Origin of the sequence: Micromonospora sp. 15K316 (assembly GCF_004348525.1) — a bacterium.
Taxonomy (GTDB): domain Bacteria; phylum Actinomycetota; class Actinomycetes; order Mycobacteriales; family Micromonosporaceae; genus Micromonospora.
In genome coordinates this window covers 1-12,936 of the sequence record NZ_SMKG01000166.1, presented here as the reverse complement: position 1 = coordinate 12,936, position 12,936 = coordinate 1, and the positions used below count along the sequence as shown (strand labels likewise).

The 12,936-nt window shown below is 74.0% G+C and carries 13 protein-coding genes and 1 pseudogene; 4 read left to right on the top strand and 10 right to left on the bottom strand.

Features of this window, described 5'->3' with window-relative positions; translation table 11 throughout:
* Positions 1 to 509: 509 nt before the first annotated feature.
* Positions 510 to 1,298, top strand: a complete 789-nt coding sequence (locus E1211_RS24120; protein WP_132351291.1) for an MmpS family transport accessory protein — start codon at positions 510 to 512, stop codon at positions 1,296 to 1,298.
* Between the two features lie 31 nt (positions 1,299 to 1,329).
* A complete protein-coding gene (locus tag E1211_RS24115; protein ID WP_132351290.1) occupies positions 1,330 to 2,523 on the top strand; it encodes a pyridoxal phosphate-dependent aminotransferase in 1,194 nt (397 codons plus the stop codon).
* Between the two features lie 231 nt (positions 2,524 to 2,754).
* Here the strand turns inward: E1211_RS24115 and E1211_RS24110 are convergent, their stop codons facing one another.
* Complete coding sequence (locus E1211_RS24110; protein WP_165947332.1) at positions 2,755 to 3,357, bottom strand: PadR family transcriptional regulator; 603 nt, start codon at positions 3,355 to 3,357, stop codon at positions 2,755 to 2,757.
* 293 nt (positions 3,358 to 3,650) lie between these two features.
* Here E1211_RS24110 and E1211_RS24105 point away from each other — a divergent pair, with 293 nt between their 5' ends.
* Together E1211_RS24105 and E1211_RS24100 are read left to right on the top strand one after the other, a co-directional pair.
* Complete coding sequence (locus E1211_RS24105) at positions 3,651 to 4,397, top strand: ABC transporter ATP-binding protein (RefSeq protein ID WP_132351288.1); 747 nt, start codon at positions 3,651 to 3,653, stop codon at positions 4,395 to 4,397.
* Between the two features lie 69 nt (positions 4,398 to 4,466).
* Entirely contained in the window at positions 4,467 to 7,304 is a 2,838-nt protein-coding gene (locus tag E1211_RS24100; protein ID WP_132351287.1) for an FtsX-like permease family protein, read from the top strand.
* A 39-nt stretch (positions 7,305 to 7,343) separates the two neighbouring features.
* Here the strand turns inward: E1211_RS24100 and glmM are convergent, their stop codons facing one another.
* From glmM to E1211_RS24055, 9 genes and pseudogenes are all read right to left on the bottom strand, one after another.
* A complete protein-coding gene (gene glmM, locus E1211_RS24095; RefSeq protein ID WP_132351286.1) occupies positions 7,344 to 8,702 on the bottom strand; it encodes a phosphoglucosamine mutase in 1,359 nt (452 codons plus the stop codon).
* Between the two features lie 116 nt (positions 8,703 to 8,818).
* Complete coding sequence (rpsI, locus tag E1211_RS24090; RefSeq protein ID WP_076466623.1) at positions 8,819 to 9,283, bottom strand: 30S ribosomal protein S9; 465 nt, start codon at positions 9,281 to 9,283, stop codon at positions 8,819 to 8,821.
* A gap of 20 nt (positions 9,284 to 9,303) precedes the next feature.
* Positions 9,304 to 9,747, bottom strand: coding sequence for a 50S ribosomal protein L13 (gene rplM, locus E1211_RS24085; protein WP_018720634.1), 444 nt, complete (start codon positions 9,745 to 9,747; stop codon positions 9,304 to 9,306).
* A gap of 265 nt (positions 9,748 to 10,012) precedes the next feature.
* The gene (locus E1211_RS24080; protein ID WP_132351285.1) at positions 10,013 to 10,306 is read right to left on the bottom strand and encodes a hypothetical protein; all 294 of its coding nucleotides are present in this window, start codon (positions 10,304 to 10,306) and stop codon (positions 10,013 to 10,015) included.
* On the bottom strand, positions 10,296 to 10,553 hold the full coding sequence (locus E1211_RS24075) for a DUF6364 family protein (protein ID WP_132351284.1): 258 nt from the start codon (positions 10,551 to 10,553) through the stop codon (positions 10,296 to 10,298). The genes E1211_RS24080 and E1211_RS24075 overlap by 11 nt, the downstream gene beginning before the upstream one ends.
* Before the next feature lie 240 nt (positions 10,554 to 10,793).
* Complete coding sequence (locus E1211_RS24070; protein WP_132351283.1) at positions 10,794 to 11,417, bottom strand: ATP/GTP-binding protein; 624 nt, start codon at positions 11,415 to 11,417, stop codon at positions 10,794 to 10,796.
* Positions 11,398 to 11,760, bottom strand: coding sequence for a DUF742 domain-containing protein (locus E1211_RS24065; RefSeq protein WP_132351282.1), 363 nt, complete (start codon positions 11,758 to 11,760; stop codon positions 11,398 to 11,400). Before E1211_RS24065 ends, E1211_RS24070 begins: the two co-directional genes overlap by 20 nt.
* Positions 11,761 to 11,870: 110 nt before the next feature.
* On the bottom strand, positions 11,871 to 12,278 hold the full coding sequence (locus E1211_RS24060; protein ID WP_120684473.1) for a roadblock/LC7 domain-containing protein: 408 nt from the start codon (positions 12,276 to 12,278) through the stop codon (positions 11,871 to 11,873).
* A pseudogene (locus tag E1211_RS24055) lies at positions 12,275 to 12,936 on the bottom strand (ATPase); the annotation flags it as partial. The pseudogene E1211_RS24055 and the gene E1211_RS24060, both read right to left, overlap by 4 nt.

The window sequence follows — 12,936 nt, the reverse complement described above, 5'->3', positions numbered from 1 at the left end:
GGGGAGGGCGACCTCCCGCGCGTCGACGCCCCGCCGCTCGGGGGACGGCCGGGGACGTCCGCCCCACCGGCCGGGCCAGGAACGCCCACACCATTCGGCCGACCCGGGGACGCCCGCACCGCGCCGCCGGGCCGCACCGCGCCGCCGGGTCGGGAACACCCTCACCGCGCCGCCGGGCCGGTGACGTCGGCCCACCGGCCGGACCGGCGACGCCCGCACCGCGTGGCCGGGTCGGGAACACCCTCAGCGCGCCGCCGGGCCGGTGACGTCAGCCCACCGGCCGGACCGGCGACGCCCGCACCACGTGGCCGGGCCGGGGACGTCCGCACCGCGTGGCCGGGCCGGGAACGTCGGCCCACCGGCCGGACCGGCGACGCCCGCACCACGTGGCCGGGCCGGGGACGTCCGCACCGCATGCCGGGCCGGGGACGCCCGCACGGCGCAGCCGGGCGGTCCGTAGGCTGGCGGGCCCGACCGACGCCTGCTCGGCGAGGCGAACTGGAGTACCCATGTCCGACGGGCCGCCGCCCTCCGATCCGTCGCCGCGAACCCCGCAACCCGAACCCTGGGCGCCACTCGATCCGGCATCCGCCGGGGAGACCGCGGCGCGGCCGGACCTCTGGCTTCCCACAGCGGTTCATCTGTCCGCCCCGACGGCCGACGCGGCGTCGCCGCCGATCGGCGATCTCCGCGGCGGCGCCACCTACCCGGTCGCCGGTGACGTGCGGCCCGGCGCGCGGCGGGGCCGGCGGCTCGTCGGCGCGCTCCTCGCCGGGGCGCTCCTGCTCGGTGGCGGCGTCGCACTCGGTGCCCGCCTCTCCGACCGGCCCGCGGACCACGCCCAGGCCGACCCGTTCGCCGACGACCTGTCGGCGGACGGCGGGGACGGCGACCCGGCCGACGACGGCGCGGACCGCGACCCGGACGATGACGGCGGGGACGGCGACCCGGCCGACGACGCCACCTCGCCGCCGACCCCCTCGGCCAGCCCCGCCACCACGCCCTCCAGCGGGCCCGGTCGGATTTCGGTGCTCTACGAGGTGACCGGCCGGGGACGGGCGGACATCCTGTACTACGACGCGAACGGCGTGCCCGTCTGGTTGGACGCGAGGCCGTTGCCGTGGCGGAGGAGCATCCGGACCGATCGTCGCGACCAGGTGGCGCTGCAGGCCAGCAGGATCGCCGGCACCGGGGACACGCTCACCTGCTCGGTGCGGGTCGACGGTGGCGCGCCGATCACCGAGGAGGTCGGCATTGCCGGCTCGCGAGCCAGCTGCTCCGGCGGAGCGGCCGGTTGAGCCGGGGCCGGGGAGTCGTAGGCTGGCGGACGTGACGACGACCGCCGATGTCGATCCGCTGGTGGCCCGGATGCGGCCGTTCGGCACGACCATCTTCGCCGAGATGTCCGCGCTCGCCGTTCGTACCGGCGCGGTCAACCTGGGCCAGGGCTTCCCGGACACCGACGGCCCGCCGGAGATGCTGGCCGCCGCCGCTGAGGCGCTGCGCTCCGGGCAGAACCAGTACCCGCCCGGTCCGGGCATCCCCGCCCTGCGCGCGGCGGTCGCGGCGCACCAGCGCCGGTTCTGGGGCCTGGAGTACGACCCGGACGGCGAGGTCGTGGTGACCGCCGGCGCCACCGAGGCGGTCGCCGCCGCGATCCTCGCCCTCTGCGAGCCGGGCGACGAGGTGGTCTGCTTCGAGCCGTACTACGACTCGTACGCCGCCTCGGTGGCCCTGGCCGGTGCGGTCCGCCGCCCGGTCACGTTGCGCCCGGTCGACGGTGGCCGGTACGCCTTCGACCCGGACGCGCTGCGCGCGGCGTTCGGGCCGCGGACCCGCCTGGTGCTGCTGAACTCGCCACACAATCCGACCGGGAAGGTCTTCACTCCGGCCGAGCTGGCCCTCGTCGCCGAGCTGTGCCAGGAGCACGACGCCTACGCGGTGACCGACGAGGTGTACGAGCACCTGGTCTTCACCGACGCCACCGCCGGACACCTGCCCCTCGCCACGCTGCCGGGCATGTGGGAGCGCACCGTGCGGATCTCCTCGGCCGGCAAGACGTTCTCCTGCACCGGCTGGAAGGTCGGTTGGGCGAGCGGGCCGGCCCGGCTGGTCTCCGCGCTGCTCCGGGTGAAGCAGTTCCTCACCTTCGTCAACGCGGCGCCGCTGCAGCCCGCGGTGGCCGTGGCGCTGGGCCTGCCCGACGAGTACTTCACCGGGTTCCGGGCGGGGATGCAGGCCCGGCGGGACCAGCTGGTCGAGGGCCTGGCGGAGGCCGGCTTCGGGGTGCTCGCCCCGGAGGGCGCCTACTTCGTCACCGCCGACGTCACCCCCCTCGGCGGCCGGGACGGGGTGGAGTTCTGCCGTTCACTGCCGCAGCGGTGCGGGGTGGTCGCGGTGCCGACCCAGGTCTTCTACGACGACGCCGAGGCGGGGCGGCGGCTGGTCCGCTTCGCCTTCTGCAAGCGGCCCGAGGTGCTGACCGAGGCGGTCACCCGCCTGCGGCGGCTCGCCGCGGCCTGACCGCCGCCCGCTCGCCCGGACCCGAACCGGAGGCCCCCGCCGCGACCGCCCGGTCCAGGCCGCCACCGAGCAACGCTGGTCCGGGACGGGAACCGGGCACGGCCGGGTCCGGACCGCCACCGAGCAAGGCGGGTCCGGGACGGCCACCGGACACGGCCGGGCCTGGGGCCGCCACCGGGCAAGGACGACCCAGGGCCGCCGGACAGGACCGCCGGCCCCGCGAACCGCGAGCTACCCGGCGACCCGGGCCGAGCCCGACCCCTCGCCGGAGGGCCGCGCCGGACGGGCCGCCGCGATCGCGGAGAGCACCGATGCGCCGTCGGCGAGCAGCACCGACTCGGCGTCGTCGATGAAGGCGAGGTCGGCCTCCACATGCCGGCACGCGGCGGCGAGCAGCAACCCGACCACCGGGTCGCCGGCCGTACGCCGCAGACCGTCGAGGTTGCGCAGCTCCCGCAGCAGGTGCGCGCGCTGGTTGCCGAGGACCGCCCGTACGGTCCGCGCGGCCCCGGAGCGGGCGGCGGCGGTCACCTTCAGGAAGAAGTCGTCCCGGAATCCGCCGCTGCGCGGACTCGGTTCGCCGAGCCAGCGGTCCAGTTCGACGCGCCCGTCGTCGGTGATCTCGTAGACCACCCGGTCCGGTTTGGTCGGCTGCTCCTCACGGTGCGCGACCACCAGTCCGTCCCGCGACAACCGGTCGAGGATCTGGTAGAGGTGCCCGATGTTCAGCGGGCCCCACTGTGGACCGACGGAGTTCTCGAACTCGCCCTTCAGCTCGTAGCCGTAGCTGGGCCCGCCGGCCAGCAACGCCAGGACAGCGTGCTGGATCGCCATCGTCTCCTCCAATTCCGGTCTTGCATTGTGACAATGTAACGCGCAGAGTGATGGGCAGCACAACGGGGAGGCGCGAGACGCTCGGATCATCCGAAGTCGGCCTCGCGGCCGTGCGGGAGGTGGCGCTCACAGTCGGCGTGCTCGTGACGACGACCGGGTTCGTGGTGCTGACGGGCGCCACCACCACCTCGCGGCTCGGTATCCACCTCGGCGCCTCGGCGCCCTCCCCTTGGTGCCCGCCGTCGGCCCCGCACCGGCCACCGACGGCGCGCCTGACGGCAGAGGAGTAGACGATGAGCGAGCGGACCGGTAGCACGGTCTCGGTGGAGCGCCTGGCTCGGCGGTTCGGCAGCGGGGCGGAGCAGATCACGGCCGTCGACGACGTCTCGTTGACGATCGCGGCGGGCTCCGTGGTGGCGCTGACCGGGCCCAGCGGGTCGGGCAAGTCGACGCTGCTGCATCTGATCGGGGCGATCGAGGAGCCCGACGAGGGGACCATCACCGTCGACGGAGTGGAGATCAGCGGCCTGCGCCGGGCGGGCCTGGCGCGTTACCGGCAGCGGGTGGGCTTCGTCTTCCAGCGCTACCACCTGCTGCCCGCGCTCACCGTGCTGGACAACGTGCTCGCCCCCGTACTGCCCCGCCGCGGTCGTACCGACCACCTCGCCCAGGCCCGGAAGCTGCTCGACGCCGTCGGCCTCGCCGATCGGGAACGGGCCCTGCCGGCGCAGCTCTCCGGTGGTCAGCAGCAGCGGGTCGCGATCGCCCGCGCGCTGATGGGCGATCCCGGCCTGCTCCTCGCCGACGAGCCCACCGGCAACCTCGACTCGACGACCGGCGCGCAGATCCTCGACCTGCTGCTCGGCCTGCGTGACCGGCACGGCATGACGATCGTGCTCGCCACCCACGAGCGGGCCATCGCCGCCCGCTGCGACCGGCTGATCCGGCTCGGTGACGGTCGGGTGGCCGAGGACCTCGACCTCACCGAGGGCGAGGAGCCGGCGGAGACCTTCGACCGCGCCGCCCGGCTGCGGCTCTGAGCCGGCCGGGGCACGGCGGCGCTCCGACCCGGGAGCGGGACCTGCGACCTGACGGAGAGGCGGGACGCGATGCTCGGATTCATCTGGCGGCAGCTCCGCGGGCGGGCCGGACGGTCGATCGCCCTGCTGACCGGCGTGCTCGTGGCGACCACCGGCTTCATCGTGCTCACCGGCGCCACCACGGCGTCCCGGCTCCAGGTGATCGGCACCGTCGAGCGGGACAGCGCGGCCGCGTACGACGTCCTGGTCCGGCCGAAGGGGAGCCGGACGGCGCAGGAGGCGGCGCGGGGGCGGGTGCAGCCCAACTACCTCTCCGGACTCTTCGGCGGCATCAGTCCGGCGCAGTACCGGCAGGTCGCCGCGGTCGACGGGGTGGAGGTGGCGGCACCGATCGCGATGCTCGGCCACTCCATCCGGTGGGTGCCGGTGGAGGTCGACCTCACCGCAGCCGTGGACCGCGACGCCGACCGCCAGGTCATCCGGATCGACCCGACCTACATCGCCGAGCGCGGGTTGTCCCGCGCGTCGGCCCGCCCGCACTACGTCTACGTCACCCGCAACGAGGTGGCCCAGCCGGTCGGGCCGGTGGAGTCCCTCGCCGAGCCCGTTCCGCACACCAACGGCAAGTCCTATCCGCTCGCCCAGTGCGGCGGCGCGGTGTCCGGAGGTCCGCTGGAGGTCCTCCCCAGCGGCCGTACGGAGCCGATCTGCGGGATACCTCAACCTGTCGGCGAGCTCGGCAGCTCCCGATCGGAGCTGGAGGACACCGGATTCTGGTCGTTCCGGCTCCGCCCCGACGGGCGGTTCGAGGACACGGAGATGGTGTACGCCGGAGAATTGCCGACCGGCACCTTCCGCCCGCGGGTGCGCGACCGGCTGACGGTGAACATCTCGGCGCACATGCCGTTCCTGCTCGCGGCCGTCGACCCGCCGGCCGAGGAACGCCTGGTCGGGCTGAGCGGCGCCGTCGTGCAGGGCCGGGCACTGCGCCCGGACGACCTGCCGAGGGATCTGCCCGGGGTACCGACCCGGCAGTTCCCGGTGCTGGCGACGAGCCGGCCGTACGTCGACGGCACCATCTCCGTGGCCTTCACCCGGCTCCGCCCCCAGCGGGTTGCCGGTCTTCCCGAGGCGGCGGTGAGCAGGGCGTTGGAGACCGCCGAGGCGACCCCGGCCGGCTCCGCCCGGCTGGACGTCGCCGCAGCGCAGGACGCGCAACTGGCGGAAGCGCTCCGGGACAGTGGTAGCTGCTGCCACGGCGAGCTGCAGTCGGTGGTGCAGGCGGGCCCGCCCGGCTACGAGGAGCTTCCCGACGGCACGTTGCGGGCCCGGACGGTGCACCCCGATCCCGGCGTGTACGGCCAGTCCCGCAATCGCGACGCACCTGTGCCCTGGCTCGGGGCGGACACGTCGTTCCGCACGCTGCACAAGCTGGAGACGCGCGGGCTCGGCGGAAGGAAGATGCCGGGATGGGAGCCCGTCGGTGTCTTCGACCCCGCGCGGCTGACCCGGTTCGGCGACCTGTCCCGGGTGCCGCTGGAGACGTACGAGCCGCCCACCGCCGAGGGGGCCGACGACCGGAGCCGGGCGGCCCTCGGCGGTCAGCCGTTGTTCCCCGGCGGAAACCCCGCCGGCTACCTGAGCACGCCACCGTTCCTGCTGACCAACCTGGAGTCCCTGCCGAAGCTCCTGGAAGGGGCACCCCGGGAACAGCGCAACGCGCCGATCAGCGCCGTCCGGGTACGTGTCGCGAACGTCGACGGCTACAGCGAACGCGCCGCGGAACGGGTCCGCCTGGTGGCCGAACGGATCGCCGAGGCGACCGGACTCGACGTGGACATCACCCTCGGCTCCTCCCCCGCCCCGCAGACCGTCGAGCTGCCTGCCGGCTCCTTCGGCCGCCCCGAACTCCGCCTGACCGAGAACTGGTCCGCCCTCGGGGTCGCGTCCGTCATCGTGCAGGCGGTCGACCGCAAGAGCGTGCTGCTCTTCCTGCTCGTACTGGTGGTGTGCGCGGTCTTCCTGGCCAACGCGGTCACCGCGGCGGTCCGGGACCGCAGGCCGGAGCTGGCGCTGCTCGCCTGCCTCGGCTGGTCGGCGCGGCGGATCAGCCTGCTCGTGCTCGGTGAGGTGGCCACGCTCGGCCTCGTCGCCGGCCTGCTCTCCGTCGCCCTGGCGACACCGATCTCCGCCGCGCTCGGGATCGACGTCGGCTGGCGGCAGGCACTGCTCGCCGTACCGGTGGCGCTGCTGCTGGCTCTGGTCGCGGGCCTGGCGCCGGCGCTGCGCGCCAGTCGCGCGCACCCGGCTGCCGCGCTGCGCCCCCCGGTGGCCGTCGCCCGCCGCGGTAGCCGGCCGCGCACCCTGTTCCAGCTGGCCCTGACCAACCTCGCCCGGACGCCGGGGCGCACCCTGCTCGGCGCGGGCGCGCTGGCCATCGGCGTCGCGGCGCTGACCCTGGTCGGCACCGTCACGTACGCCTTCCGCGGCGCGGTTGTCGGCAGTCTGCTGGGCGACGCGATCTCGCTCAGCGTGCGCGGCGCGGACCTGGTCGCCGCGGTCGCGACCGTGTTGCTCGGCGCGGCCGCCGTCGCCGACGTGATCTACCTCGGCATCCGCGACCGGGCCGCCGAGCTGGCCACCCTCAGTGCGGTCGGCTGGGCCGACGGGGCGCTCGCCCGGCTCATCGCCTACGAGGCGCTCGCGCTCGGAGCGCTGGGTGCCGGCAGCGGCGCGCTGCTGGGTCTGCTGGGCGCGGTGGCGCTCGTCGGAACGCTCCCCGCCGGCCTGCTGCTGGTGGCGGGCACCACGGCCGCCGCCGGCATCGTGGTCAGCGGCCTGGCGGCGCTCCTGCCGGCGACCCTGCTACGCCGGCTACCGACCGCGCGGCTGCTCGCCGAGGAGTGACGAGCGGCCGAAGCGTCGATCCGGCGGGCGCCGGGGTGGTCAGGAGGCGACCGGGCTGGCGGTGCGGACCTGCTCGGCGATGCGCTCGGCGACCGACCGGGCCGTCGCCTCGGTGGCGGCCTCGACCATCACCCGGACCAGCGGCTCGGTGCCGGAGGGGCGCAGGAGCACCCGGCCGGTGCCGCCCAACTCGTTCTCGGCCCGCTCGACCTCGGCGCGTACCGCCGGAGCGGCGGCGCCGACGGTGCGGTCGCCGACCGGCACGTTGATCAGCACCTGCGGGAGCTTGGTCACCACGGCGGCCAGCTCGGCCAGGGAACGCCCGGTGGCCGCCATCCGGGCCATCAGGTGCAGGCCGGTCAGCACGCCGTCGCCGGTCGTCGCGTAGGCGGGCATGACGATGTGTCCGCTCTGCTCGCCGCCGAGGGCCAGCCCGGACGCGCGCAGTTCCTCCAGCACGTACCGGTCGCCGACCTTCGTCTCGACCAGCCGGATGCCCTCGGCGGACATCGCCAGCCGCAGCCCGAGGTTGCTCATCACGGTCGCCACGAGCGTGTCGTCGGTGAGCGTGCCGGCCTCCCGCATGGCGAGCGCGAGGATCGCCATGACCTGGTCGCCGTCGACCTCGTCGCCGTCGGCGGTCACCGCCACGCACCGGTCGGCGTCGCCGTCGTGCGCGATGCCCAGGTGCGCGCCGTGCTCGACGACCGCGGCGCGCAGCGCCTCGATGTGGTTGGAGCCGCACTCGTCGTTGATGTTCAGCCCGTCGGGCTCGGCGTGAATGGCGATCACCTCGGCGCCGGCCTCCCGGTACGCGACCGGGGCGACGTCGGCCGCCGCGCCGTTGGCGCAGTCGACCACGACCTTGATCCCGTCGAGGCGGTGCGGCACGGTCCCGACCAGGTGCTGCACGTAGTGGTCGGCACCGTCGAGCAGATCGTGCACCCGCCCCACGCCGGCGCCCACCGGACGGTCCCAGGCCGAGGTGGCGTTCGCCTCGACCGCCGCCTCGATCTTCATCTCCAGCTCGTCGGGGAGCTTGTGCCCGCCGGCGGCGAAGAGCTTGATCCCGTTGTCCGGCATCGGGTTGTGCGACGCGGAGAGCATCACGCCCAGGTCGGCCTTGGCCTCCGCGGTCAGGTAGGCCACCGCCGGGGTGGGCAGCACGCCGACGCGGATCACCGTGGCGCCGGCGCTGGTGAGGCCCGCGACGACGGCGGCCTCCAGCATCTCGCCGCTCGCCCGGGTGTCCCGGCCGACCACGGCGACCGGGGGATGGCTCCGGTCGGTCTCGGCGAGCGTGTGCGCGGCGGCGACCGCCACGGCGAGCGCCAGCTCGGGTGTGAGATCCACGTTCGCCCGTCCGCGGACGCCGTCCGTACCGAACAACCGACCCATACCCGCCAAACCTCCGATGACGCGGTCGACAGAGAAGAAGCGAAACGGCCGGCCCCACCTCCCGTGTGAAGGAGGCGGACCGGCCGTCCGTCAGGCGTACAACGCGCTGATGGTGATCAGCGCTTCGAGTACTGGGGAGCCTTGCGGGCCTTCTTGAGGCCGTACTTCTTGCTCTCCTTGACTCGGGCGTCCCGGGTCAGGAAGCCGGCCTTCTTCAGGGCCGGGCGGTCGTCGGGCTCGTTGACGATCAGAGCCCGGGCGATGGCCAGCCGGAGCGCGCCGGCCTGACCGGTGATGCCGCCGCCACGCAGGTTGGCGATGACGTCGAACGCCTCCGGCTTCTCGGCGGTCACCAGCGGGTCCTTGATCAGCTGCTGGTGGACCTTGCTCGGGAAGTAGGCCTCGAGGTCGCGGCCGTTGCAAGTGATCTTGCCAGTGCCCGGCACGATGCGGACCCGGACGATCGCCTCCTTGCGGCGGCCCACGGTCTGGATCGGGCGGTCACCACGAGGCGCGCGGGCGACGGGCGCCGGCGCCTCGGTGGCCTCGGGGGCGACCTCGGTGGCGGTGATGTCGGTCATGCTGATTCCTTCGCCCGCGCTCACTGCGCGATCTGCTTGATCTCGAACGGCACCGGCTGCTGGGCGCCGTGCGGGTGCTCGGCACCGGCGTAGACCTTCAGCTTCTTGATGAGCTTACGGCCGAGCTTGTTGTGCGGCAGCATCCCCTTGACAGCCAGCTCGATGGCCCGCTCGGGACGCTTGGTCAGCAGCTCGTCGTAGCCGACCTGCTTCAGACCACCCGGGTAGCCGGAGTGGCGGTAGGCGATCTTCTGCTGACGCTTGTTGCCGGTCAGCGCCACCTTGCCCGCGTTCACGATGACGACGAAGTCGCCCGTGTCGACGTGCGGCGCGAAGGTCGGCTTGTGCTTGCCACGCAGCAACGTGGCGGCGTGGGTGGCCAGGCGGCCCAGCACGACATCAGAAGCGTCGATGACGTGCCACTGACGCTCGATCTCACCCGGCTTCGGGCTGTACGTACGCACAGGTCTACCTTGTCTCGTCGTCGGTCTGGGGTCGCGCGCCGGGTCACCAGGCGCGCACGAACGACCAAGCGTACCTGAAGCGGCACGCCTCTGGATGTCGTACAACAGCAGGCAACGATACCCGGAGCCCGGTCGGCTGGTCAAAGCGGGGTCCGCTCGACGTGTCCCGGGGCAAGGTCATGGCCTCCGGTCACGCCCCGGCGGCCGGCGCGGCCGGGCCGGCGGGCAGCCTACCCGCCCCCACCCGGGCGCCCTCGGACGGGGCTCAGAGCTCCTGCAGGATCCGCAGCGCCCGGCCGACCAGCTGCATGGTGTCGGTGTCGGCGACGTCCACGCACTCGGTGAACCACTTCTTCAGCGGCGAGGAGAGGCGGTCGGGCATCACCACGTACCCACCCATCGGCACGGCGAGCGGCGAGTCGCGCAGCAGCGCCTGTTCCACCACCTCGGCCACGATCACGATGGGCACCTCGGTGGAGTTGTAGACGTCCGAGCTGATCACCAGCCCGAGCCGCTCCCGGGCGCCCTCGATGCGCCAGACCTCTCCCCTACGCAGCACGCCGACGCCCGCGGAAGAGCAGGTCGTCGACCATGCTCACCTCGCGCGCGTCGGCGAGGGCGGCCGACTCGAGATCCATTCCGGCGCGGCCGACGGCGGCGGCGTGCGCGGCGAAGACCTCCCGGAGCGCCTTCTCCCGGGCGGCCTGGTCCATCCAGGCGGAGAGCGACATGCCCTCGCGCCGGGCGAACCGGCGGGCCTCCTCGATCGTCTCGTCGGAGAAGGAGAGCGTCACCTTGGCGGTCATGCCGGAGAGATTACCCAGCGGTATGACCGACAGTCATCCTCGCGGGCGTGAATCGCCGGCAGCGGGCACCGCGAATCGTCGATCGGCCCCGCGCGCCGCCCGGCCGGTCCCGGCCGGGCGAACGGCCCGAACGGAACCGGGCGGCCGTCACCTCCGTGCCCCGGTGTCCGGATCGACCGGTACCCGGTCCGGCGCGAACGCCGGACCGGGGCGGGGCGTACCCCGCAGGCTCGTCGCGCCTCAGCCGACCGGCGTCGGGAAGCCCCGGCCGTGCTCGGCCTGGAGCCGCAGCATCGCGTGCTCGGTGACGGTGACCAGCACGTGCTTCACCGAGTCGCGCCGCCGGGCGTCCGTCATGATCAACGGCACCTCGGGCGAGATGGCCAGCGCCTCGCGAACCTCCTCCAGCTCGTACCGGGGCGCGCCGTCGAAGCAGTTGAGCGCGACCACGTACGGCAGGTTGCGGTTCTCGAAGTAGTCCAGCGGGGCGAAGGCGTCCGTGATCCGGCGGGTGTCGACCAGCACTGCCGCACCCACCGCACCCCGGATGATCTCGTCCCACATGAACCAGAAGCGGGTCTGACCCGGCGTACCGAAGAGGTACAGGATCAGGTCCTGGGCCATGGTGATGCGGCCGAAGTCCATGGCGACCGTGGTGGTCTCCTTGCCCGGCACCTTGGACGGATCGTCGATCCCGACACCGGCCGCGGTCATCACCGCCTCGGTCCGCAACGGGGTGATCTCCGAGATCGCGCCGACCAGTGTGGTCTTGCCGACCCCGAACCCGCCCGCGATGACGATCTTGGCGGAGACGATCCCGCGGCTCTGCTGCCCCCCGGCGGGGTCATAGCCTGCGAAGTCCACTTAGCACCCTTCCCAGCAGTTCCATCCGCTCCTCGAATCCCTCGACGGGAGCAGCAGTGTTTAGCGTCAGCAGGCCCTCGGCCACCATGTCGGCGACGAGCACCCGGGCGACGCCGAGCGGCATCCGGGTGTAGGCGGCGATTTCCGCCATCGACTGCGCCCGGCCATCGCAGACGGTGGCGATGCGGTGCTTGTCGTGGCCGGCGAAACGGGACTCGGCGACCTGGGTGGGCGTGGCCATCAGGACGGCCTCCAGGGCGATCTCCTGCCGTGGCTCCGTACGGCCGCGGGTGACCGCGTACGGCCGCACCAGCGCGCCGCGCGGGTCACGTCGGGGCTCCATCCGCGTTCACCTCCTCTCCGTACCGGTGCCCGGCGGCTCCGGTCCCATTCCTGTCCCGTCGTCTCTGCGCGGTCGTCGCGCCCCGGGCTTCTGCACGCACCGCGCTGCGGCTACGAGCGCACCGCGTCGCGCGGCAGCGGCACCAGCGCGGCTCCGACCCGCTCGACCAGCAGAGCCATCTCGTAGCCGACCTGACCCACGTCGCAGCTGCGCGCGGCGAGCACCGCCATCGACGAGCCGTCACTGATCGACATCAGGAACAGGTAGCCGCTGTCCATCTCGATGACTGTCTGCAGGACGCCTCCGGCGCTGAACATCCGGGCGGCGCCCTCGGTCAGGCTCACCACGCCGGACGTGATCGCGGCGAGCTGGTCCGCCCGGTCGCCGGGGAGGTCCCGGGAGGAGGCGAGCAGCAACCCGTCCGCGGACACCGCCACCACGTGGGCGATTCCCGCCACGCTGTCGGCGAAGTTGGTGAGCAGCCAACCCATGTCCTGAATGGCCGCTGGCCTGTTCATCGGGTCTCCTTGTTGGAATTGTGGTTCTGGTCCGTCCCGGCCGCCCGGCCGCGTTGCACACCGCGGTGGTAGGCCGACAACAGACCACGTACGTCATCCGGGGAGCGCCGGCTGGGCTCCCGGCCGCCGCGCGGCTCGATGCCGCCCGGCACGAGCTGCGCCTGCGGCACGCGCTTGGGCAGCCCGGAGCGGGTGGTCCCGCCGTCGGCCGGCTCAGCCGCCCGGCTGGCGCGCGACCAGCCCTCGTCGGCCGCCGTGCGCCAGGCGTCCGCGTCGGCCGCAACCGGCTCGGCCGGCGCCGGCGGCGCAGGTGGCGCGGGCGGCGCGGACGCGGGCTGGGCCGCCGGCGGAACGTAGGACGGCGGTGGCGGCTGCGCCGGGCCGGCCGTGCCGCCGACAGCGGGGGTACGGATCGGCAGCGGGGTGGTCGGGGAGCTGAGCGCCGCCGCCCTGCCGTCGGCCGACGCCCGGACACCGGACGTCTCGGCCGGCGGCTCGTCGAACCGCGGCCGGGTGAAGATGGCGGTCGCGTCGTTGCCGTGGGACCGGAACCAGACCGCCTCCATCTCCCGGAAGATCGGTGCCTCGCCCACCGGCTCGGGGCGGGCCGCTATCGGTGCCGGCGGAGCCGCGGGCGGCATGACGGGCGGGGCCGGAG

Coding starts and splice junctions, on each gene's coding strand:
- E1211_RS24120 (WP_132351291.1), top strand. CDS start 510: ATGTCCGACGGGCCGCCGCCCTCCGATCCGTCGCCGCGAACCCCGCAA.
- E1211_RS24110 (WP_165947332.1), bottom strand. CDS start 3,357: ATGGCGATCCAGCACGCTGTCCTGGCGTTGCTGGCCGGCGGGCCCAGC.
- E1211_RS24105 (WP_132351288.1), top strand. CDS start 3,651: ATGAGCGAGCGGACCGGTAGCACGGTCTCGGTGGAGCGCCTGGCTCGG.
- E1211_RS24100 (WP_132351287.1), top strand. CDS start 4,467: ATGCTCGGATTCATCTGGCGGCAGCTCCGCGGGCGGGCCGGACGGTCG.
- glmM (WP_132351286.1), bottom strand. CDS start 8,702: ATGGGTCGGTTGTTCGGTACGGACGGCGTCCGCGGACGGGCGAACGTG.
- rpsI (WP_076466623.1), bottom strand. CDS start 9,283: ATGACCGACATCACCGCCACCGAGGTCGCCCCCGAGGCCACCGAGGCG.
- E1211_RS24075 (WP_132351284.1), bottom strand. CDS start 10,553: ATGACCGCCAAGGTGACGCTCTCCTTCTCCGACGAGACGATCGAGGAG.
- E1211_RS24065 (WP_132351282.1), bottom strand. CDS start 11,760: ATGGAGCCCCGACGTGACCCGCGCGGCGCGCTGGTGCGGCCGTACGCG.
- E1211_RS24060 (WP_120684473.1), bottom strand. CDS start 12,278: ATGAACAGGCCAGCGGCCATTCAGGACATGGGTTGGCTGCTCACCAAC.